The sequence below is a fragment of the Maribacter ulvicola genome, from assembly GCF_900155985.1.
Taxonomy (GTDB): Bacteria; Bacteroidota; Bacteroidia; order Flavobacteriales; family Flavobacteriaceae; genus Maribacter; species Maribacter ulvicola.
Genome location: NZ_FTMA01000001.1, coordinates 1,413,225 through 1,436,980, shown reverse-complemented (window position 1 = coordinate 1,436,980; position 23,756 = coordinate 1,413,225). Strand labels below are relative to the sequence as shown.

At 36.5% G+C, this 23,756-nt stretch carries 22 protein-coding genes; 7 read left to right on the top strand and 15 right to left on the bottom strand.

Annotation, left to right across the window (positions count from 1 at the left end; all coding sequences use genetic code 11):
- Positions 1-3 precede the first annotated feature (3 nt).
- The 11 genes from rpsC to rpsL all read right to left on the bottom strand — a co-directional run bounded on the left by rpsC (position 4) and on the right by rpsL (position 7,281).
- Positions 4-720 (bottom strand): 30S ribosomal protein S3, encoded by a 717-nt coding sequence (rpsC, locus tag BW936_RS06120; RefSeq protein WP_027064823.1) that lies wholly within the window; start codon positions 718-720, stop codon positions 4-6.
- A 1-nt stretch (position 721) separates the two neighbouring features.
- Positions 722-1,129: a 50S ribosomal protein L22 gene (gene rplV / locus BW936_RS06115; RefSeq protein WP_073242600.1), complete on the bottom strand. Its 408-nt coding sequence runs from the start codon at positions 1,127-1,129 to the stop codon at positions 722-724.
- A gap of 3 nt (positions 1,130-1,132) precedes the next feature.
- The gene (gene rpsS, locus BW936_RS06110; RefSeq protein ID WP_027064825.1) at positions 1,133-1,411 is read right to left on the bottom strand and encodes a 30S ribosomal protein S19; all 279 of its coding nucleotides are present in this window, start codon (positions 1,409-1,411) and stop codon (positions 1,133-1,135) included.
- 13 nt (positions 1,412-1,424) lie between these two features.
- Positions 1,425-2,249, bottom strand: coding sequence for a 50S ribosomal protein L2 (gene rplB, locus BW936_RS06105; RefSeq protein WP_076547389.1), 825 nt, complete (start codon positions 2,247-2,249; stop codon positions 1,425-1,427).
- A gap of 9 nt (positions 2,250-2,258) precedes the next feature.
- Positions 2,259-2,549, bottom strand: coding sequence for a 50S ribosomal protein L23 (gene rplW, locus BW936_RS06100; protein WP_036152136.1), 291 nt, complete (start codon positions 2,547-2,549; stop codon positions 2,259-2,261).
- A gap of 4 nt (positions 2,550-2,553) precedes the next feature.
- Positions 2,554-3,186 (bottom strand): 50S ribosomal protein L4, encoded by a 633-nt coding sequence (gene rplD, locus BW936_RS06095; RefSeq protein WP_076547388.1) that lies wholly within the window; start codon positions 3,184-3,186, stop codon positions 2,554-2,556.
- Between the two features lie 5 nt (positions 3,187-3,191).
- Positions 3,192-3,809 carry a 50S ribosomal protein L3 gene (rplC, locus tag BW936_RS06090; protein WP_036152131.1) on the bottom strand — a complete coding sequence of 206 codons (618 nt, stop codon included), beginning with the start codon at positions 3,807-3,809 and terminating at the stop codon, positions 3,192-3,194.
- A 143-nt stretch (positions 3,810-3,952) separates the two neighbouring features.
- The gene (gene rpsJ, locus BW936_RS06085) at positions 3,953-4,258 is read right to left on the bottom strand and encodes a 30S ribosomal protein S10 (protein ID WP_007094989.1); all 306 of its coding nucleotides are present in this window, start codon (positions 4,256-4,258) and stop codon (positions 3,953-3,955) included.
- A gap of 9 nt (positions 4,259-4,267) precedes the next feature.
- Complete coding sequence (gene fusA / locus BW936_RS06080) at positions 4,268-6,400, bottom strand: elongation factor G (RefSeq protein ID WP_076547387.1); 2,133 nt, start codon at positions 6,398-6,400, stop codon at positions 4,268-4,270.
- A 6-nt stretch (positions 6,401-6,406) separates the two neighbouring features.
- Positions 6,407-6,883, bottom strand: a complete 477-nt coding sequence (gene rpsG, locus BW936_RS06075) for a 30S ribosomal protein S7 (RefSeq protein ID WP_027064831.1) — start codon at positions 6,881-6,883, stop codon at positions 6,407-6,409.
- Between the two features lie 23 nt (positions 6,884-6,906).
- A complete protein-coding gene (rpsL, locus tag BW936_RS06070) occupies positions 6,907-7,281 on the bottom strand; it encodes a 30S ribosomal protein S12 (protein ID WP_036152127.1) in 375 nt (124 codons plus the stop codon).
- A 400-nt stretch (positions 7,282-7,681) separates the two neighbouring features.
- Between rpsL and BW936_RS06065 the strand changes: the two genes are divergently transcribed.
- The 6 genes from BW936_RS06065 to rlmB all read left to right on the top strand — a co-directional run bounded on the left by BW936_RS06065 (position 7,682) and on the right by rlmB (position 18,593).
- Entirely contained in the window at positions 7,682-10,924 is a 3,243-nt protein-coding gene (locus BW936_RS06065; RefSeq protein WP_076547386.1) for a SusC/RagA family TonB-linked outer membrane protein, read from the top strand.
- Between the two features lie 30 nt (positions 10,925-10,954).
- Positions 10,955-12,649, top strand: a complete 1,695-nt coding sequence (locus tag BW936_RS06060; protein ID WP_076547385.1) for a SusD/RagB family nutrient-binding outer membrane lipoprotein — start codon at positions 10,955-10,957, stop codon at positions 12,647-12,649.
- A gap of 11 nt (positions 12,650-12,660) precedes the next feature.
- Positions 12,661-13,530, top strand: a complete 870-nt coding sequence (locus tag BW936_RS06055) for a hypothetical protein (protein ID WP_076547384.1) — start codon at positions 12,661-12,663, stop codon at positions 13,528-13,530.
- A gap of 81 nt (positions 13,531-13,611) precedes the next feature.
- On the top strand, positions 13,612-16,983 hold the full coding sequence (locus BW936_RS06050) for a CRTAC1 family protein (protein ID WP_084181988.1): 3,372 nt from the start codon (positions 13,612-13,614) through the stop codon (positions 16,981-16,983).
- Positions 16,984-17,045: 62 nt separating this feature from the next.
- Positions 17,046-17,792 carry a hypothetical protein gene (locus tag BW936_RS06045; protein WP_076547383.1) on the top strand — a complete coding sequence of 249 codons (747 nt, stop codon included), beginning with the start codon at positions 17,046-17,048 and terminating at the stop codon, positions 17,790-17,792.
- A 66-nt stretch (positions 17,793-17,858) separates the two neighbouring features.
- On the top strand, positions 17,859-18,593 hold the full coding sequence (gene rlmB, locus BW936_RS06040) for a 23S rRNA (guanosine(2251)-2'-O)-methyltransferase RlmB (RefSeq protein WP_076547382.1): 735 nt from the start codon (positions 17,859-17,861) through the stop codon (positions 18,591-18,593).
- A 7-nt stretch (positions 18,594-18,600) separates the two neighbouring features.
- On the opposite strand, the gene BW936_RS06035 is transcribed toward rlmB, so the two are convergent.
- Positions 18,601-19,347 (bottom strand): rhomboid family intramembrane serine protease, encoded by a 747-nt coding sequence (locus BW936_RS06035; RefSeq protein WP_076547381.1) that lies wholly within the window; start codon positions 19,345-19,347, stop codon positions 18,601-18,603.
- A 138-nt stretch (positions 19,348-19,485) separates the two neighbouring features.
- Here BW936_RS06035 and BW936_RS06030 point away from each other — a divergent pair, with 138 nt between their 5' ends.
- Entirely contained in the window at positions 19,486-20,763 is a 1,278-nt protein-coding gene (locus tag BW936_RS06030) for a replication-associated recombination protein A (protein ID WP_076547380.1), read from the top strand.
- On the opposite strand, the gene BW936_RS06025 is transcribed toward BW936_RS06030, so the two are convergent.
- From BW936_RS06025 to BW936_RS06015, 3 genes are all read right to left on the bottom strand, one after another.
- Positions 20,760-21,662, bottom strand: coding sequence for a hypothetical protein (locus tag BW936_RS06025; RefSeq protein WP_076547379.1), 903 nt, complete (start codon positions 21,660-21,662; stop codon positions 20,760-20,762). The genes BW936_RS06030 and BW936_RS06025 overlap by 4 nt on opposite strands.
- Before the next feature lie 79 nt (positions 21,663-21,741).
- Positions 21,742-23,181 carry a DUF5723 family protein gene (locus BW936_RS06020; protein WP_076547378.1) on the bottom strand — a complete coding sequence of 480 codons (1,440 nt, stop codon included), beginning with the start codon at positions 23,179-23,181 and terminating at the stop codon, positions 21,742-21,744.
- The gene (locus tag BW936_RS06015; RefSeq protein WP_076547377.1) at positions 23,178-23,726 is read right to left on the bottom strand and encodes a hypothetical protein; all 549 of its coding nucleotides are present in this window, start codon (positions 23,724-23,726) and stop codon (positions 23,178-23,180) included. Before BW936_RS06015 ends, BW936_RS06020 begins: the two co-directional genes overlap by 4 nt.
- Positions 23,727-23,756: the final 30 nt, after the last annotated feature.

The following is a 23,756-nucleotide window of genomic DNA, read 5'->3' as shown; positions in this document are numbered from 1 at the left end:
AAATTACTTTCTACGACGTTGTTTTCTTCCACCTTCTTGCTTACCACCTTTAGAAGAATCCTTTTGCATTCCTACTAATGGAGATAAATCTCTTTTACCATATACCTCACCTTTCATAATCCAAACTTTAATACCAAGTTTACCATATGTAGTCTGAGCTTCCTGTAAAGCATAATCAATATCCGCTCTAAAGGTTGATAATGGAATTCTACCATCTTTATAAGATTCAGATCGTGCCATTTCAGCACCGTTCAATCTACCAGAGATTTGAATCTTTATTCCTTCAGCATTCATACGCATTGCTGCGGCGATTGCCATTTTAATCGCTCTTCTAAAAGAAATTCTACTTTCAATCTGACGAGCTACACTTGCCGCTACTAAATTAGCATCAAGTTCAGGTCTTTTTATTTCAAAAATGTTGATTTGAACCTCCTTATTGGTGATCTTTTTCAACTCCTCTTTTAACTTATCAACTTCCTGACCACCTTTACCGATAATAATACCAGGTCTAGCAGTTGTAACAGTAACAGTGATTAACTTAAGAGTTCTTTCAATTATAACTCTTGAAACACTAGCTTTAGAAAGTCTGGCATGAATATACTTACGTATTTTATCATCCTCAGCCAATTTATCTCCGTAATCGTTACCACCATACCAGTTAGACTCCCAACCTCTTATGATTCCTAGACGATTTCCTATTGGATTTGTTTTCTGTCCCATCCTAGTTTTCTGTTATATTTTTTGAACCCAAAACCAATGTAACATGGTTTGAACGTTTTCTAATTCTATGTGCTCTACCTTGTGGAGCAGGACGCAACCTCTTCAACATTGCACCACTATCTACTCTAATCTCAGCTACAATTAAATCAGCATCCTCTAAACTTGCCTCTTCATTTTTTGCTTGCCAATTAGCCAAAGCTGAAAGTAATAATTTTTCCAACTTTCTAGAAGCTTCCTTAGGATTAAACCTTAGTATAGCTAAAGCTTGCTCTACCTTTACACCGCGAATCAAATCTGCAACTAAACGCATTTTTCTAGGTGATGTAGGACAGTTATTCAACTTAGCGAAAGCTACCATCTTCTTTTCAGCCTTAATTCTTTCGGCCATCTGTTTTTTACGAACTCCCATAGCTTACTTTTTTCCTTTGTTTTTCGCACCCGCATGACCCCTAAAAGATCTAGTTGGTGAAAATTCCCCAAGTTTATGTCCTACCATGTTTTCTGTTACAAAAACAGGTACAAATTGTTTTCCGTTATGAACCGCTATTGTCATCCCAACGAAATCAGGAGTGATCATAGATGCTCTAGACCAAGTTTTGATTACCGCTTTCTTACCGGATGATACACTTTGTTGGATTTTTTTCTCCAAACTATAGTGAACGTAAGGTCCTTTTTTTAGTGAACGTGCCATTTCTTCTTAGTTTTTATTTCTTTCTACGTTCTATTATATACTTGTTGGTGCTCTTGGTCTTAGAACGAGTTCTGAACCCTTTAGCAGGTATTCCGTTTCTCGATCTTGGATGACCACCCGAAGCTCTACCTTCACCACCACCCATTGGATGATCGACAGGGTTCATAGCTACCGGTCTAGTTCTAGGTCTTCTACCCAACCATCTACTTCTACCAGCCTTACCTGATACTAACAATTGATGATCAGAGTTAGATATAGCACCTATAGTAGCCAAACAACCTGAAAGAATTAACCTTGTTTCACCAGATGGCATTTTCACCGTAACAAACTTACCGTCCTTTGCCATAAGCTGAGCAAACGTACCAGCACTACGCGCCATAACAGCACCTTGCCCAGGCCTTAACTCAATACATGAAATTATAGTTCCTAAAGGAATCTCACTTAACGGTAATGCATTACCAATCTCAGGCGCCACAGCAGAACCAGCAACAACCTGCTGATCAACTTGCAAACCATTCTGAGCAATAACATAACGCTTCTCACCATCCGCATACTCTAAAAGAGCAATAAATGCAGTTCTATTTGGATCGTACTCAATTGTCTTAACAGTTGCAGGCACATCTTGCTTGTCTCTCTTAAAATCTATTACACGATACCTTCTTTTATGACCTCCACCTTTTTGGCGTATGGTCATCTTTCCTTGACTGTTTCTACCTCCGGACTTTTTTAACGGAGCAAGCAAGCTTTTCTCCGGCTTATCAGCAGTAATGGCGTCAAATCCATTTACTACTCTAAAACGCTGTCCTGGAGTGATTGGTTTTAATTTTCTAACTGACATTTCTTGTCTTTATAGATTACTGTAAAAATCGATAATATCACCCTCTACAACATCAACAATCGCCTTTTTAATAGCATTTGTTTTACCATGCTGCACACCAGTTTTTGTATACCTGGATTTTCTTGAAGGACCGTAATTCATTGTACGAACCTTCTTCACAGAAACACCATAAGTAGCCTCAACCGCATCTTTAATCTGCAACTTGTTAGCCTTAGGGTCAACTACGAATCCATAACGGTTATTCAACTCGCTATCAGCAGTCATTTTTTCCGTTATAATTGGTTTTATCAACACACTCATGATATTATTGTTTATTTAAATTCGATTCAATTCCTTCCAAAGAACTCTCTAACAATACTACACTATTAGCGTGAAGTATTTTATAAGTACTTAATTCTGAGTTAGTTATAACTTCAGAGCCTTTAAAATTACGCGAAGACAAATATACACCTTTATTTGAATCCCCCAACACTATCAAAGACTTTTTATTCTCAAGACCTAAGGTCCTTAAAACTTCAATAAAATCTTTAGTTTTAGGAGTGTCAAAATCAAAATCTTCAACTACTAAAATCCCATTTTCCTTTGCTTTCAAAGTCAATGCCGATTTTCTTGCCAATCGCTTTAAATTTTTATTCAACTTTTGACCGTAATCTCTAGGTCTAGGGCCAAATATTCTACCTCCACCTCTAAAGACTGGAGATTTAATACTACCTGCTCTCGCAGTACCTGTACCCTTTTGTTTTTTAATCTTTCTAGTACTACCAGCGATCTCAGCTCTTTCCTTAGCTTTGTGCGTACCTTGTCTCTGATGAGCTAAATACTGCTTTACATCTAGGTAAACCGCATGATCATTAGGCTCTATAGCGAAAACATCATCAGAAAGGTTTGCCTTTCTGCCTGTGTCTTTTCCTTTAATATCTAAAACTGCTATCTTCATTACATCTACCTTTGTATGGTTACATAAGCATTCTTATGGCCCGGAACACAACCTTTTACTACTAAAAGATTTTTTTCTGGAACTACTTTTAAAACTCTAAGGTTCTGAACCGTTACACGATCAGTACCCATTCTACCGGCCATTTTCATACCTTTAAATACTCTTGCAGGATATGATGCAGCACCAATAGAACCTGGAGCCCTAAGTCTGTTATGCTGACCATGAGTTGCTTGACCAACTCCACCGAATCCGTGACGTTTTACAACACCCTGAAATCCTTTACCCTTAGATGTACCAATAACATCTACGAACTGACCTTCAGCAAAAACATCAACACCAACCGTGTCACCTAATTTAAATTCACCTTCAAAATCTCGGAATTCAACGACTTTTTTCTTAGGAGAAGCACCTGCTTTTTTAAAATGGCCTAATTCAGCCTTAATAGCACGACTTTCTGCCTTGTCATCGAAACCAAGTTGAAGGGCACTATACCCGTCGACCTCTTCGGTTCTGACTTGGGTAACTACACATGGTCCAGCTTGTATAACGGTACATGGAATGTTTTTTCCATTCTCGTCAAAAATACTGGTCATGCCTACTTTCTTTCCTATTAACCCAGACATACTTATTTATATTAATTATTACTTATTAAATTCTATTCAAAAAAAATAGGGTCAAAATAATTTAACCCTAAATTATTTTTTCCGTTTTTCCCTCGCACGCAGCTCAGGACATGTTATCTAATCCATTAAGATTAGATAGTGAGTTACACCTTAATCTCTACTTCTACACCACTTGGAAGCTCTAACTTCATAAGTGCATCAATAGTCTTAGATGAAGAACTATAGATATCCAATAACCTCTTATAAGAACTTAACTGGAACTGCTCTCTAGACTTCTTATTTACGTGCGGTGAACGCAAAACTGTAAATATTTTTTTATGTGTTGGCAAAGGAATTGGTCCTGTTACAACAGCACCGGTAGTCTTTACCGTTTTTACAATCTTCTCAGCAGACTTATCCACCAAGTTATGATCGTAAGATTTTAGTTTTATTCTAATTTTCTGACTCATGTCCTAAATTTATGCTGTTATACCTTTTGCTGCTTTGATAACTTCTTCTGAAATATTAGAAGGAGTCTCTGCATAGTGTGAAAATTCCATTGTTGAAGTTGCACGACCTGAAGATAATGTTCTAAGAGAAGTAACATATCCGAACATTTCAGATAATGGCACTGTACCCTTAACAACTTTTGCTCCAGCTCTATCGCTCATATCACCAATAGTACCTCTACGTCTATTTAAATCTCCAACGATATCACCCATATTTTCCTCAGGAGTAATAACTTCTAACTTCATAATTGGCTCCATAATAACGGCACCAGCAGCTTTACCAGCAGCCTTGTAACCCATCTTAGCAGCTAATTCAAAAGAAAGTGCATCAGAATCTACAGGGTGGAAAGATCCATCCTTAAGAACAACTTTCATAGAATCCATTTCATATCCAGCCAAAGGTCCGTTTTGCATTGCAACTTTGAAACCTTTCTCTACAGACGGAATAAATTCTTTAGGAATACGACCACCTTTTATTTCATCAACAAACTGAAGTCCTTCACCTTCGAAATCCTCATCAGCAGGACCCATTTCAAATACAATATCACCAAACTTACCACGACCACCAGATTGCTTCTTATAAGTTTCTCTATGTCCAGCCGTTTTGGTTAATGCTTCCTTGTATTCTACTTGAGGTTCACCTTGACTCACTTCAACCTTAAACTCTCTTCTTAAACGATCGACAATAATATCTAAGTGAAGCTCACCCATACCAGATATAATTGTTTGACCTGAAGCCTCATCAGTTTTCACTTGGAAAGTAGGATCTTCTTCAGCCAATTTAGCCAAAGCCATACCTAACTTATCAACATCCGCTTTAGTCTTAGGTTCAACAGCAATACCAATTACTGGCTCCGGGAAATCCATGCTTTCCAAAACAATTGGGTGCTTTTCATCAGACATGGTATCACCAGTCTTAATATCTTTAAAACCTACAGCCGCACCAATATCACCCGCCTCGATAAAATCGATAGCATTTTGCTTATTAGAGTGCATTTGATAAATACGGGAAATACGTTCTTTTTTACCTGAACGGTTGTTCAATATATAAGAACCAGCATCTAAACGACCAGAATATGTTCTAAAGAATGCCAACCTACCTACGAAAGGATCAGTAGCAATCTTAAATGCCAAAGCCGAGAACGGCTCTTTTACATTAGGCTTACGTTTTTCAACAGCACCTGTATCAGGATTAGTACCCTCAATATCATCCTTATCTACAGGTGAAGGCAAATATCTACAAACCGCATCCAATAAAAACTGAACACCTTTATTTTTAAACGAAGAACCGCAAACCATAGGAATAATCGCACGATCCATTACCGCAGCCCTTAAAGCAGCGTGAACCTCTTCTTCAGTGATAGAATCTTCATCTTCGAAGAATTTCTCCATCAATTCCTCATCATATTCCGCAACAGCTTCTATTAAGGCAGCTCTATACTCCTTAACTTCCGCCTTCATATCTTCAGGAATATCAATTACATCAAATGTAGAACCGAATCCTTCATCATGCCAAACAATAGCTCTGTTCTTAGCCAAATCTACAATACCTCTAAAATCAGCCTCATCACCGATAGGAAGGACAATAGGAACAGCATTTGAACCTAACATCTCCTTAACCTGCTTGCAAACCTTAAGGAAGTTAGAACCCTGACGGTCCATTTTATTCACGAAACCAATTCTAGGAACCTTATAGTTATCAGCTAATCTCCAGTTAGTCTCTGACTGAGGCTCCACCCCATCAACAGCACTAAACAAAAAGACCAAACCATCCAACACACGTAAAGAACGATTCACCTCTACAGTAAAATCAACGTGACCCGGAGTATCTATTATATTAAAGTGGTAATCTTTAGTATCCGGCAATTCCTTTGCATTCTCCAAAGGAAACTTCCATGTACATGTAGTAGCAGCAGAAGTAATGGTAATACCCCTTTCCTGCTCCTGCTCCATCCAGTCCATAGTAGCGGCACCATCATGCACCTCACCTATTTTATGACTTACACCCGTATAAAAAAGTATACGTTCAGTCGTAGTAGTCTTACCAGCATCAATATGCGCAGCAATACCTATGTTTCTTGTATATCTTAAATCTCTTGCCATGTCTATTTAGAATCTAAAGTGCGAAAATGCTTTGTTTGCCTCAGCCATCTTGTGCGTATCGACTCTTTTCTTAACAGCCGCACCCTCTTCTTTAGCTGCAGCTAAAATTTCTCCAGCCAATTTCTGAGCCATACCCTTCTCGTTACGCTTTCTTGCATAACTAATCAACCACTTCATTGCTGTTGATATTTTACGATCCGGCCTAATTTGCATTGGAATCTGAAATGTTGCACCACCAACCCTTCTACTCCTAACCTCTACGTGAGGCATAACATTACTTAATGCATCTTTCCAAAGCTCTAAAGCTGTCTTTTCTTCATCAGTCTTTTTTGCATCTACGATGTCAATTGCATCATAAAACACACCAAAAGCAACTGATTTTTTACCATCCCACATCATCATATTGACGAAACGTGTCACCAATTGATCATTAAATCTTGGATCCGGTAAAAGTGGTCTTTTCTTTGCCTGTCTTTTTCTCATTACTTCCTTTTAAACAAGTTTAATTACTTCTTAGGGCGTTTTGCACCATATTTAGATCTACGCTGTGTTCTACCGGCCACACCTGCTGTGTCCAATGCACCACGTACAATATGATACCTAACCCCTGGTAAATCTTTAACTCTTCCGCCTCTTACTAATACTATCGAGTGCTCTTGAAGATTGTGACCTTCTCCCGGAATGTAAGCGTTCACTTCCTTACCATTGGTCAACCTCACCCTTGCTACTTTTCTCATAGCTGAATTTGGTTTCTTTGGCGTAGTAGTATAAACACGTGTACAAACACCCCTTCTTTGAGGACACGAATCCAAAGCAGCCGATTTACTCTTCTTAGTAATCGTCTCTCTTCCTATTCGTACTAATTGTGATATTGTTGGCATACTATAATAATATATAAAAAAATTACCCCTACTTTAAGGGTCGGCAAATGTAATGATATTTCGCTAAAATTCAAACCAAATTGAATTTATTTTTATTTTTTTTGAACACCCCTTATTTCACACACTCCTAACCTTGTTAAAATACCCTTAACAACACACAAAACATTAAACAATTTATATCAAAATTTATTTAAATATTTTACAGTGTTTTTTGAGTATTTATATTGAATTACGAAATTGACAAAAAGATACTTGATGAATTATTTAACTTTAAATAACTATCATGTTTTATCTGCAACTTCGGATTTTATGTCCATTTCTTAAAGTTTTATTAAAATTATCTTGCATTATTAACACTTTATTATGATGTTTGTCGATAGCTAATTCAAATAATTTAAAAATGAGAACAAAACTAAATGGATTGTTAACGCTTCTTTTAGCGTTAGTTGTGCATATTTCTTTTGCACAACAAAAAACAGTATCCGGTACGGTTACTGATCAAGGAGGGCTTCCTTTGCCCGGGGTTAACATTGTAGTTGAAGGTACTACTACAGGTACCCAAACCGATTTTGATGGAAACTATTCCATCATGGCTTCGCAAGGAGAGACATTATTATTCACTTACATTGGACAAAAAGCCGTCAGAAAATCTGTAGGTGCCAGTAACACAGTAAGTGTGATGATGGAAGAAGACGCTCAAGCCCTTGAAGAAGTTGTTGTTACCGCCCAAGGTATTAAGCGTGAGAAAAAAGCTTTAGGTTTTGCAGTTTCCTCTGTTGGCGAAGAAGATTTGGAATCTCGTTCCGAAGGGGATGTAGCCCGTGTTTTATCTGGTAAAGCATCTGGGGTACAGATCACCGCAGCTGGAGGTATGTCAGGTTCCGCTACCAACGTTGTAGTTAGGGGCTTAAGTTCCTTTAGCGGAAGTAACCAAGCTCTCTTTGTTGTTGATGGTGTACCTTTTAGTAGCGATACGAATGCACAAGATACCAATGGAGGTGGATCTAACTTCTTAACGGGTAACACCGGTTCTTCTAGATTTTTAGATTTAGACCCAAACAACATCGCAAAAATTGAAGTATTAAAAGGTCTTGCCGCTGCAACGCTTTATGGTTCTCAAGGTAAAAATGGTGTAATTCTTATTACTACAAAAGCAGGTTCTGCTGTTGGGGGTAAAAAGAAAACCGAAATTACAGTGAATCAGTCTTACTTTGTTAACGAATTTGCTTCCTTACCAGATTACCAAGATGAATATGGTAATGGTTTTGACCAAGCATTTGGTTGGTTCTTTAGTAACTGGGGACCTAGTTTTGAAGAAAGTGGCCTTTCTGGATGGGGAAGACAATCTGCCATTGACGAAAATGGAACTTTAGCGCATCCTTATAGTACAACATCCGTTAGAGCTACAAGAGAGGCTTTTCCAGAATTTCAAGATGCAAGATATGATTGGAAGCCTTACAATTCTGTTGAAGATTACTTCAAACCTGGTTCTGTGAGCTCAACTTCCGTTAACATTAATGGAGCTTCTCAAGATGGGAATACTACGTTCAATGCAAATTTTGGTTTTTTAGATGATGAGTCTTTTATACCTGGAAATGGTTTAACAAGAGCTAACGTATCTATTGGCGGTAGATCCAAACTATCGAATAAATTCACCGTAGCTGGAGCAATGAACTATTCTAGAACAGATTACAGTTCACCACCTATTGCGGCAAGTGAAGGTAACGGTACAACTGGTCTTTCTATATTTGGCAACATCTACTTTACACCACGTAGTGTTGACCTATTAGGGTTACCCTATCAAAATCCCATTGATGGATCTAGTGTATACTATAGAAATGGTAATGACATTATCAATCCACGTTGGACAGCTAATAATGCGAAATATTCCCAGCTAACAACACGTGTTTTCTGGAATGCATCTGTACAATATGACATCAACGATAATCTTAACATGACGTATAGAGCTGGTTTAGATTATTACAATGAAAGAAATGAACAGTACTCTAACAAGGGTGGTGTTGAATTTACCAGTGCCATTTTTGGGTTCTTAAACACCTACGATAACAACAATACCATTTGGGATCACTATTTGGCTTTAAATGGTAATTATGATTTATCGGAAAAACTAGGAATGTCCTTCAACGTGGGTGCAACATCCAGGTCTACCACATTTGATCAATCTGGTGTTGCTAGCACAGGTCAAATTGTATTTGACATACAGAGACATTTCAATTATGCAAACCAGTCTCCTATTCAATATACAGAAAAGAGAAACATTGCCGGTTTATTAGGTCAAGTTACTTTAGACTATGACAATATGTTATTCTTTACCGCATCAACTAGAACTGACTGGGTATCTAACCTTATTACCGAGAACAATAGCCAAACATACCCAAGTGTAAGTGCTTCTTTTTTACCTACTGCGGCATGGCCTGGCATTAAGTCTGAGAATGGACTAAACTTCTTAAAATTAAGAGCAGGCTTAGGTCAGTCAGCAACATTCCCAACTGCTTACCCAACAGTAAGTGTGGTTGAGCAGAACACGCAAGTATATGGTGAAGGCGGAGAAGTAACCACTAACCAAGTTGCAGGCTTCAAGGCTAATCCAGATTTAAAACCAGAATTACTTTCTGAATTTGAAGTAGGTTTTGAATCAAAATTACTTAACAATAGAATTTCATTAGACTTCACATATTTTGACAGAACTACAAAAGACCTTATTGTTAGAGAGCCACTTTCTCCTTCAACAGGTTTTACTTTTACACAAAGTAATGTTGGAAAAATAGAAGGTGACGGTATTGAAATTGACCTAGGTGTTGACTGGATAAGAAGTAATGACCCAAGTGGATTTAACTGGAATACCAGAGCTAACTTTACCAAAAATAAATTTATTGTAACAGAACAAGAACAAGATATCATCATTTATGCCGGTAGTTCTACCCTATCAGTTGGTGGAAACGCAGCCATAAAAGGAGAGCAACTAGGAGCAATAGTAGGTGATGCCATTGCAAGAGATGCCGACGGTAACTTCTTAATTGATGATGGTGGCGATTATGTTACTACAGAAGTTGACATCAATGGAAATGTACCGGTAATAGGTAATCCAAATCCTGATTATATTATGAACATCATCAATTCTTTTTCTTATAAGAATTGGAATTTAGGCTTTCAGATCAGTCATACAAAAGGTGGTGATATCGTATCTAACACTATTGGTACTTTATTAGGTAGAGGTTTAATTACCGAAACCTTAGACAGAGAGAATACTTACATTTTACCAGGTGTTTCACAAAGTACAGGCGAAGTAAACAATAAGCAGATCAACAATTCTACGTATTACTTCAACAATATCTTATTCGGTCCAACTGAACTTAAGGTATATGATGCATCGGTAGTTCGTTTACAGGAACTTTCACTAGGATACACGTTCCCTGCTAAAGCTTTAGAAAGAACCCCTTTTGGATCATTAACTATAACTGCACAAGGTTTCAACTTGTGGTATGATGCCTACAACACACCAGATGGCGCCAATTTCGATCCAAACATTCAAGGTGCAGGTGTTGGTAACTCACAAGGTTTTGACTTTATTAACGGTCCAAGTTCTAGAAGATATGGAGTTAGTATCAAAGCAACCTTTTAAAAATTGCTAATCTTAATTAATAGAAATATTATGAAAAAAATAATTAAATATATAACCGTTGTTTTTACTGCAGGAGTGCTATTCAACTCTTGTGAAACAACAGACCTAGACCTTAGGACTAGCCCTAATGACCTTGCCTCTGACCAAGCAGATCCTAATTTGCTATTGAATTCTATTCAATTAGCATATGTTGCTAATATGTACACTATAAATGACATAGGTTCAGAATTAACTAGAATAGATTACATGCTTGGTCGTAACTATTTTAATACCTACCCAGGTGATACTTTTGATGATATCTGGGAACGTCTTTACAGTAGTACCGATGGTAACAATGATGTTTTTACCAATACCGTTGACTTAGGTATTTTCCCTAATGTAGCGAATTTAAAGACCATTGATGCTGAAACTGATACAGATTACACCTTTCATATTGCCGTAGGTCAAACATTAAAGGCGCACATGCTTTTATTACTAACTGACTATCTTGGTAAAGCTACATTAAGTGAAGCTGGCAACCCAACAGAATTTCCTGCACCATTATTAGATGATGGACAAGATGTTTACACCGGTGCATTAGCCTTATTAACCGAAGCAGAAGCTCTTTTCGCTGCTGATCCTGCATTACAAGGTGGTGAAGATTTCTTTTATGGTGGAGATACTGAAAATTGGATCAAGCTTATTAACACTATAAGATTGAAAGCTGCTGTAACCACAGGAGACACTAGTACATTTAACTCAATAATTGCAGGTGGTGATTATATTTCTGAAACTTCAGAGGATTTCCAATGGCAATACGGCACTAGAGATCTACAACCAGACACACGTCATCCAGATTACCAAGATGATTACACGGCAAGTGGTGCAAACATATATCAGTCTAACTGGTTAATGAGTAACATGCAAACAAGAAATGACCCAAGAATTAGATATTACTTCTATCGTCAACAAGGTGCTACACCAGGTGACGGGGTAGAACCTGCTAACGAAGAAACTTTAGCTTGTTCACTTGCTACACCTCCACCTCATTATGATGGGTTTATCTACTGCTCTGTACCTAACGGGTATTGGGGTAGATCACACGGGAATAACGAGGGTACTCCACCTGATAACTTCCTAAGAACTGCAGTTGGTGTTTATCCAGCCGGAGGTAAATTTGACGATAATGATTTCGATTTAGATGAAGATAATTCAACCGTTGGCTTAGGTCTAGGCGGAGGCGGAGCTGGTATAGAACCAATCTTCCTTGCTTCTTATGTTGATTTTTGGCAAGCTGAAATGGCTACATCTGCCGCTGCTAAAGCAGACTTAATGGAGGCTGCTATGACTAAATCAATAGCAAAAGTTCAAAGTTTTGGTTCTCTAGACTCTAGTGCTGATTTATCTCTTGCTCCTTCAGAAACTGAAGTAGCTACTTATATTGCAGACACAAAAGCAGACTTTCTAGCTGCTACAGGTGCTGACCAAACCAATATTTTATCGGAACAATATTGGATCGCTCTTTATGGTGGTGGTGTTGAAGCTTATAACTATTATAGAAGAACAGGCTTCCCTACTACATTAGACCCAAACTGGGAACTGAATCCAGGTGCCTTTCCAAGATCATTTTTGTATCCTCAAACAGAGGTTATAACGAACTCAAATGTTTCGCAGAAATCTGATTTATCAACTCAAGTATTTTGGGATAACAATCCAGCCGGACCAACTTTCCCATCTGCTAACTAAAAAATAAGAAAATGAAAATAAACAATAAAATATTAGGCGCAATCATTGGTGTTTCCTCGCTTCTAATAACATCATGTGACGACGACGGCGGCAAAGTTATCGATGAAGTCTTTGCAAATACTACTAGGGGCGCCGTATTAAGAACTATTGAGTCTGGCGGTGTATTTGACCGTTTCGATACTTCTACCTCTTTTGGTTTTACTTTTGAAGAGCAAGATTATGAAGATGGAGATTTGTTAGAGAAAGTAGATTTATATATCAGTTTTGATGACAATACCGAGGCTAACGGAGATTCTTCCGTAGCTGAAATTTTAATTGAAACTTTTTTACCTGCAGATTTCACCGATGGCGAGTTTGGTTTACCAAGAGCAAGTTATGAAACTACATTGGCCAATGCTTTATCTCAATTAGGTTTGATTGAAGGTGATTTTGATGGTGGCGATGCTATACAGTTTCGTTTAATATTAACTTTAACGGACGGTAGAACATTTACAAATGATGATAGTACCGGTACCATTACCGGCTCATTCTTTAATGCACCCTATTTTTATGGTCCAGTTATTAAATGTATACCTCCAGCACCTGTTGCAGGTGAATACACTATAGAACTAGAAGATAGTTATGGCGATGGCTGGAACGGAGCTTCTATTGATGTAGTTATAGATGGTGTTGAATCTTCGTATACAATAGAAGATGGAAGTGCAGGTTCAGCAACTTTCACAGTACCTGAAGGAACTACAGAGTTTGTACTAACATATGTTTCCGGAGCTTTTGACAATGAAGTTTCCTATGAAATTACAGCTCCAACTGAAGAAATTGCAATTTCAGACGGACCAAGTCCAGCGATAGGGGCTATCACCTTAAATATCTGTAAAGGGTAGTACCGGTAAATTTTAATTTATTAAGTAGCTGCCCTATTCATTTAGGGCAGCTATTTTTTTTCACATACTATATCCATTTCTATGTCACATCTTTCCAAGACAAAAATAAACGCAAAATTGATAACAACCGTTTTGGGCTCATGTATTTCCATTTTCTTGTCATGTTCTGAAAACAAAAAAAACAGTGTACAGGAAGATTCGACCAAACAGGCCAAGAATACTAAAATTTTTGAAAAAATCTCAAATGACCATAGTCAAATTAATTTCAGTAATGACCTTGTAGAAAATATTGAAACCTACGACAATGTTTTTAATTTTGATTACTTCTATAATGGGGCAGGTGTAGGCGTTGAAGACATAAATAACGATGGATTATTAGATGTCTTCTTTTCAGGAAATCAGGTAGAAAACAAACTGTATCTAAACAAAGGCAATTTTATATTTGAAGATATTTCAACAACAGCGGGCATTAACATCAACAAAAAATGGAGTAACGGCGTAACCTTTGTAGACATCAACAATGATGGTTGGCAAGACATCTATGTTTCTCAAGGAGGTCCAAATAATAGAAGTAACAGAAGTAACCTCTTGTACATTAACAACCATGATCAAACGTTTACAGAGAGCGCTAAAGAATATGGTCTAGATGACCCAGGAATATCAACACAAACAGCTTTTTTTGATTTTGACAAAGACGGAGATCTTGACTGCATTGTAATGAACGAAAATGAGCTATATGGTTTAGACCCTATTTCCCTTCTTAAAACAGTTAACACATCTAAAGAAAACAAATACTTCAATAGCAGTCATTTTTATAAAAATATAGATGGAAAATATAAAGATGTCACCAAAGAAGTTGGATTAGAGAATCCAATATTTGGCTTGGGCTTATGCGTAGCTGACATCAATGCTGACAGCTATTTAGATATTTATATTTCAAGCGATTATTACTTACCCGATGTCATTTATATGAATAACCAAAATGGAGGATTTAAGAACTCTATTAAAGAACTAACACAACAAATATCGTTTTATGGTATGGGCTTAGACATTGCAGATATTAACAATGATAACCTACAAGATATATTTGTTTTAGACATGGCCTCTAATGACCATTTCAGAGCAAAAACACTTATGGCTTCTATGAGTACAGATAAATTTAATTACTTAACTACTACTGCTGAGTTTCAACACCAATATATGTTCAATTCCCTACAATTGAATTTAGGAAAAAACTATTTTTCTAACATTTCTCAACTTACATCTATGGCAAGTACAGATTGGAGTTGGTCTGTATTAATGTCAGATTTTGACAATGATGGGTTAAAAGATGTTTTCATAACCAATGGTTACCGTAAATATGCATTGGATAATGATTTTCAAAACAAAGTCTATAACACTAAGCTAAAATACAAAGGCAATATTCCAAATAAAATAAAACAACAATTATACGACGAAATGCCTTCAGAAAGTTTAGGTAATTTAATGTACAAAAACAATGGCAATCTAAACTTTCTAGAAACCAGTAATGATTGGGGATTAGAAGATCTTACCTTTAGTAATGGCGCAGCACAAGCAGATTTTGATAATGATGGCGACTTAGATTTAATCATTAACAATATAGACCAGAAGGCCTTATTATATAAAAATAATACCGTTGAAAACAATCTAGGAAATTTTTTAAAAGTTAATATCAATGACATAAACAAAGAGTCTTTTGCCAAAGTCACTATCTCATATGATAACCAAAATCAATTTGAAGAAATTAAAAGAGTTAGAGGCTATATGTCTTCACAAGAAAATTCTGCACATTTCGGTATAGGTAAATCTACCCTTATAGACACAATAAAAGTAGAATGGCTCAGCGGAAAAGTAGCTTACCAGTTTAATGTTGCACCAAATTCAATACTAACTTTTTCAGAAACGGATGCCAAACCTATTTCCAGCACACCTTATTCTAACAGCAACTCCTTCTTCATTGCAAAGAATCAACAGAACAATGATTTAGATTTTAAACATAAAGAAACCACCTATGATGACTTTGCAAAAGAAACTCTTTTACCCTACAAACAATCCAACACCGGACCATTTATAGCTAAAGGCGACATAAATGGTGACGGAAAAGATGACCTTTATGTAGGTGGCGGGGCTGGGCAAACAGGTACTTTGTATATACAGACACAAAATGGATTTGAAAACAACACACCTAAATCTTTTCAGTTAGATAAAGGTAAAGAAGATGCTGAATCTGTATTCTTTGATTTTGACAATGATAACGACCTTGATCTCTATGTAGTGAGCGGTGGTAATGAATATGGAGAAAGTTCTTCTTATTATGCAGACCGGCTATACCTAAACGATGGTAATGGTAATTTTCAAAAGTTGAATACACCGGTTTTACAATCTTTCCCCAAGAGTGGTAAATCTGTTACAATAATAGATTTTGACAAAGATGGAGATAATGATGTTTTAGTAGGCAATAGAATAATACCACATAACTACCCCATGTATAGTGCCTCCATACTATATGAAAATGATAATGGAACACTAAAAAATGTTACCAAGGCCATGGCTCCTGAGCTAGAAAATTTTGGATTAATCAATAGCATAATTACCACCGATTTCAATAACGACGGGTGGCAAGATTTCATTGCAGTTGGCGAATGGACCACTATAGGTATGTTCGAAAACAAAAATGGAAAATTTCAACGTTTAAATTCAGATGACTCATCCCTGAATATAAAAGGCTGGTGGTTTAAGATAAAAGAGACCGATATTAACAACGATGGCAACAAAGATTACATTGTTGGTAATGTAGGCAGAAATATCAAATTTACCGCTAGTGAAGAAAAACCATTTAAAATTTTTGCAAACGACTTTGATAACGATGGTGTAAATGATGTAGTATTAAGCAAGAAATACCATGAAACATATGTACCTGTTAGAGGAAGAGAATGTTCATCACAACAAATGCCATTTATTAAAGATAAATTTGCCACTTACAATGACTTCGCCCACGCAAGCATGGAAGATATATATGGTGAAAAATTAAAAGAAGCCTATTCTAATGAAGCCACAGAATTCAGTTCCATATTACTCTTGAACAAAGGAAAAAATAAGTTCGAAAAAATTAATTTACCTATAGAATCTCAATTATTTCCTGTTTTGGCAATTTCGTTGTTTGACTTAAATAATGATGGTTTTGAAGATTGTGTTATTTCTGGTAACATTTACGAGACGGAAGTAGAAACACCTAGATTGGACGCCATTTCCGGTCTGGCCTTAATCTCAAATGGAAATAATGGATATACCCCATCTACCATGGAAGAAACAGGGCTTTATTTGCGAGGAAATGTAAAAAGTATGCAATCGTTAAAGTTTAATGATCAGACTTTATTAATTACGGGTTTTAATAATGATAAACTAAGAACTTTCAAATTAACAAAAAATTAAACGTCCTGAATATAAGAGGTTTAAAAATTATTTTTAAATTATAACTCTTAAACAACCAAACCATGAAAAAAATTTTAATGTTAGCTATTACCGCAATAGCCAGTACAAGTTTACAAGGTCAGTATTCTGGGCAAGTACCTACTAATATGGGAGGTGCTAGTCAAAATGCAGCAGTAGGTGCTGTCATAGCAAATTTCCTAGGTCCTGTGAACGAGGCATATCAAAAAAGGCGAGAAATAGATTTAGACAAATTTCAAGGTTCCCCTTACACATCCAATACTTTTGCACCAACTATTTTAAAACATAATGACGAAGTTGTTGGGAATATCTATTACAGATATAATGCCTTAAATGAGGAGATTGAAATTAAAAAAACGGCTTCAAAAGAAGAAGCATACCAAGCTTTGGTAAAAGACAAAGAAATTAGCTTACTTATTAATGCTAAACCTTTAAGTTTTAAAACTTTTGTAACTGAGAAAAATGCTACTTTAAATGGGTATCTGTCCCTTATACAAAAAGGAAATAAATATGATTTATATAAGAGAACTCTTGTTAAGTTTACAGAAGGGCAACCAGCTCAAAATTCTTTTGTAGCAGCTGTACCAAGTAGGTTTACGAAATTTACCGAGTTTTATTTCCAAAAGAATGGTGTAAACAGAATTGACCAAATTCCACAAAAGAATAAAAAACTTATAAAACTAGTTGATGAATCCAAGAAAGAAGAGCTCAAATTATTCTTGAAAGAAAAAGATTTAAACATCAAATCTGAACTAGATTTGCTAAAAGTTTTTCAATACTTAAACCACTAAAATTTTTAACTTTAATATTTAAAACCGCCCAACAAATGTTGGGCGGTTTTTATTTACCTTTGCCCCATGCAAAAAACCACTCAGATTTATGGCTTAAGAGCCATTATAGAAGCTGTCAATTCAAACGAAGAGATAGACAAGGTATTTCTACAAAAAGGCCTTAAAGGAGACCTTATGAAAGAACTGGAAGGTTTATTGCGCCGTAATGAAATCAATATGGTCTATGTGCCAATTGAAAAATTGAACAGACTAACCAAAAACAATCACCAGGGAGCCGTTGCCAACATCTCCCCAATTGCATTTCATACCCTTGAAGATTTAGTGGAAAAGGCAAATGCAAAAGAAGGTCCGGCTTTATTCTTATTATTGGATCAACTTTCTGATGTACGTAATTTTGGTGCTATTATTAGAACTGCAGAATGTACCGGAGTAGATGGTATCATTGTTCAAAAGAAAGGTGCCGCTCCTGTAACTGCTGATACGATCAAAACCTCTGCAGGTGCTGCATATAGGGTTCCTATTGCAAAGGTTGATCATTTAAAAGATGCCGTTTTCTATTTACAGGCATCAGATATTAAAATAGTATCGGCTACCGAAAAAACAAATGATTCTGTTTACGATATTCCTTTCACTGATGCTATAGCTATTGTTATGGGGTCTGAAGATCGTGGTATCACCCCTTCTATTTTAAAAGCTTCTGATTATAGAGCTAAGCTTCCTTTACTTGGAGAAATTGAGTCGTTGAACGTTTCTGTTGCCTGTGCTGTTTTCTTATATGAAGCGGTTCGCCAACGTTTGTAATTACAGACTATATATCTGAATCACCTTTGGAGCTTTTCTTGAAGATGTAGTTGAATTTAAAATCTTCATCCTCCTCAAAGTTTTCTTCAACAGGTAGTTCCCTAAAGTTTCCGTTTTCATCAAAATGTTGTAAAAATAAATCATCCTCTTCTTTAAAATCTTCCTTTTCCCATTCGTATTTCTTGGTTGGTGGAATACGTGCTTTCACCATTTTAGCAAGTAACAATCCCGTGATAAAACCAGCTAAATGACCTTCCCAAGACATTCCTTCCTTTACCGGGAATATATACCAAAGCATGCTTCCGTATATAAAAACTACGATTAAAGAAAGTGCTACCAGCCTAAAATGAGAACTAAATATTCCTTTAAAAAAAATAAAACTTGCCAGCACATAAATGAGTCCGCTTGCACCAATATGATACGATGTTCTACCTATTAACCAAGTCATTATCCCAGATAATAGAATACCATAGACAACTACTTTCCAAGCAACATCTTTATAAAAATACCAAAGCGCCGTAAGCAATACGGCTAAAGGGATCGTATTGTTATATAAGTGTTCTAATGAACCGTGAATAAACGGACTAAATACTACTCCGCGTAATCCCAACAGTGTTCTTGGCATTACCCCCATTTCATTGAAATTCACACCCAAAAGCAGTTCTACCCAATACACGCACCATATGGCTATCATAGCAAATAGCGGAATAGCCAGCACTTTATTAGAAAACTTAAAATGTCCCATTTCTGACATGAGCTTGTTTTTATATATAGCTTACAATTATACTACCAACGTTTACAAATTGGTCATATTGTCACTCCAATCCTTACTTAACAATCAATTGGCAACATACTTTTCTCTTCTCATTTAAGATTATCATATTTTTGTATTATGAACGAACCTTTAGCAGAACGCGTACGTCCAAAAACATTAGACGAATATATTAGTCAGCACCATTTAGTGGGTGAAAAGGGCTCTTTAACAAATCAAATTAAGAAAGGTATTATTCCCTCATTAATTCTTTGGGGACCTCCGGGAACGGGAAAAACAACTTTGGCAAATATTATAGCAGAACAAAGCAAGAGACCCTTTTATGTTTTAAGTGCCATAAATAGTGGTGTAAAAGATATTCGAGAGGTAATTGATAAAGCAAAACAGGCTGGCGGATTATTCACTGCTAAAAATCCTATCCTGTTTATTGATGAGATACATCGTTTTAGTAAATCTCAACAAGATTCGCTATTGGCAGCAGTTGAAAAAGGATGGGTAACGTTAATTGGAGCAACCACGGAAAACCCAAGTTTTGAGGTGATACCGGCACTACTCTCTCGGTGTCAAGTCTATATTTTAAATGCCTTTGGAAAAACCGATTTAGAAAACTTGATTAAAAGGGCAATGGAAAAGGATGCATTGCTGAAATCTAAAAAAATAGAACTAAAAGAAACCGAAGCCTTATTGCGTATTTCTGGAGGTGATGGCAGAAAATTATTGAACGTTTTTGAATTGGTCGTTAATTCCGAAGAAAGTGATACTATAATTATTACCGATGAATTAGTGCTTTCTAAAGTTCAAAAAAACACAGTTCTTTATGATAAAACCGGGGAGCAGCATTACGATATTGTATCGGCTTTTATAAAATCTATACGTGGTAGTGACCCCAACGGTGCGGTGTATTGGTTAGCGAGAATGATTGAAGGTGGTGAGGACGTAAAATTCATTGCACGAAGAATGCTAATTTCTGCCTCTGAAGATATTGGTTTGGCAAACCCTACTGCTTTGGTGATGGCCAATACAACTTTTCAAGCAGTGACTTCCATTGGTTATCCAGAAGCACGCATTGTACTAAGCCAATGTGCAATTTACTTGGCTACCTCAGCAAAGAGCAACGCAAGTTATATGGCCATAGGAAAAGCACAGCAGGCGGTAAAACAAACAGGGAATTTGTCCGTACCGCTTCCTTTAAGAAATGCACCTACCAAATTAATGAAAGACCTGGGTTACGGACAAGAATATAAATATGCCCACGATTACCAAAATAACTTTGTAGATGCTGAGTTTCTACCAGATGAAATTACCGGAACTACGTTCTATAAACCAGGAAACAATGCCAGGGAAAAAGCGCTTAGCGATTTTCTAAAGAATAGATGGAAAATGAAATATGATTTTTAGAATTTGATATTCAGTTCTTCTTGAACCAATTTATCATTCTCATAATATTCAAATATCCAATTACCATCTTTTTGGTAGACCATACCGTTTTTTGTATCGGTCCTAGCCATAAAAACATTATCTGCAGAGCTTTTCATTAGGTTCATTCTAATCTTAGGTGAACTATCTACCAATTGGTAACCGGTATCAGTAGCCTGCGCATACAAAATATCTTTTGTCATTGGCTTTTTGACTTCTACATTTTTTAAACCAGGTGTTGTTGGCTCTGATTTTCTAATAGTTGATGCTACTGGAGTACGATCCTGGTAGTATTGCGTTTTCTCCGTCTCCTCTGAAATCACCGCAGTATTTTTGGTAGCACTTTGCATTTCCTTCGCTTTTTCTGCTTTTAAAATCTTAGCTGCCTTAGACTCGTCTAATTTTTTAACGTCATTCCTAAAGTTAACGGTCACAGGCTCCTCATTTTCATACTTAGCATTGTAGGTGTAGTTCATACCATTAAAAGAGCGCATAGACTCTCTAATTGCTTCGTTATATGCTTCCTTATATTGCTTTTCCTTACTTATACCTTGCATGGTACTAAAAACAACTTTGTCATTACAGTCTTTAAGGTTAATAATAGTTTTGGTAGAAAACAAACTGCTATCATCTTGTAAATCTGCAACTACCCCTAAACATCTATTGAATTTTAAGTCATCTGGTAATTGATCGTCATAGACCGCTATAAAACCCTTTCCTGAAAAAAGATATTTCACCAATGTACTAGTTTGGTGTTCGTTAATACGTTTAAAAGCATCAAACTTTTTTGGAACGATGATATACTTATAATCATTCAGGTTGGCTTGGGCATTTGAGAAAAGCCCTATAAATGTAAATAGTAATGCGATAACTGTTTTCAAAACGATGTAAATTTTAAATTCATGGTAATATATGAAAAAAGCATGCCAAAAAAATAAAAAAGACTGAAGAAGATACCTACTATTTACGCCCCCATGATATTACATTGAACCCAAGTTGAAACGATGCATAGTTCGTAGCTGCTATATTGTTGTAAGAAAACAGATTATCTGCCATAACATAAAAATTAACCGGACCCGCTTGTAAATTCATTCCCAACCCAATGTTGGTTTTACTGAATTTATCTATGGTATATGTTCCTTTAAGGGCTAAAACATTTCCTATTCTACGAGTATAGAAACCTGTTAATGCCGTTTGTGGGCCTCTAGGTCTATTGATCATATATAATTGCCCGCCAACAGAGTTTCTGTATTTAGTTCGCAATTCGCCACCACCGGAAGAACCCGTAGTACAATCGCAACTTTGAGAGCCTCCGTTTCCTATAGGCTCTCCAAAATCATTTCTTATAGAAGCATATAATTTTGTAGGTCTAAATGAGATATAACTTTTTGTATCGGTCTCAAAAGGCACCGCTTCCTCAATTTCATCGACTAGATCTTGCCAAAAATCTCGATCAAGACTCGCAAAATTATCCAAGATATCTATTTCAATACCTTCTACAGATGTATTCCCTTTTAGCCGGTATTTTTTTGGGTCACTAGTATGATATATAAAACCTACATCTAATAAACTACCAGTTACTGTTGTACGTTCAGATAGGTGATATGTAAACCCCAGATCAACACCTAAACCAAGATCACCACCTAACAGCGCCCTACTGATTATTTCATTTCCTAAAGTCTCAGCATCATTAGCTTCCTCTAAAACCTGAAGTCCAGATGTACGTAAAAGTAAATCTGCATTTAGGTTTGTAGCAATTCTATTATTTTGTCCTTCTGTAGTACTTAAATGTCCGTTATTGGTTGAAGAACTATAATCTGCAATTGCCGAATACAGTTTTCCTCTTGCACCAATGGTTAGGTTACGATCTATTTTCTTATTGATACCGAAATGAAAAACATTCACCAAAGAACCACGAACCTTCAAATCGCCCAAATCATACCTTCTACCTAATTGATCCGCATTACCGTCAAATAATAAGTAAGCATAATCTTGGGGCCAGTAACTAATATTATCTAGTTCAAGGTATCCACCAAAAGAATAAAATATATTGGGATTCACACTTCGGAATCCGCCACTTAAGTATTCTATTTGAACGGTAGAACTAAATTCATCTTTTGGGGTAAGAACATCTAAAGCACGTTCCCTAAATTTTAAATTAATATCTATACCATCATTGGCAAAAATATCATTTATAGAAATGGCATTAGAACCTGCATAGCCAGAAATACCGGATAACAAAGGCACACCTGCATACCATTTAAAATCTGTTTCTACACCAGGATTTACAGAAAGGGATTGTGGTATTTCATTGAAATCATAAAGAATTTGCCTATTCTGAGCTGATAGACCCAAGGTAAGCAATACGCCAGCTACAAAAAGGCAATGGCATAATCTCATTGCAATTCTAAAGTAAATTCTGCGCTAGAACGAAGCACTATTGCCGGGTCTTGTAAAGTGGACTCGCTACTATGGTCTCCCAAATTAATAGCGGTCAATCTCATTTCAGAAGTAGCTTTAATAATATCTATACTTTTACCACTTGGACCATATGCTACCTCTCGTTGTAGAATAGCCGTTGGTGCCGCATCCATACTAAAAACTTCAGTATCCAATACGTTTTCATTTTCGTCTAAAAACTCTAGTCTAATTTCAATGGGCTTACTAGTGGTATTCTCTAGCTCATAAGTTAACACACCGGCTAGCACCCTGTTGGCAAAAAAAGGCTCTTCAAAGGCATCAAAATTAAATTCTTGCGTAAAAAAACTAAGGTCCTCTATACTATTAATTAAAGGTTCCTGAGCCTTTACATAGAAAATGCTGGTTTCATAACTTGGGGCTATAGCCAGGTCGTTTATCTGGTCAAAATCCTGCTCTTCAGAACAAGACGTTACCAGTAGTAGACCTACCAAAACTATTAACAAAATACGCACCCCTTTCCTCACCTTTGTAAAGTTTAATACACATAGACAGGC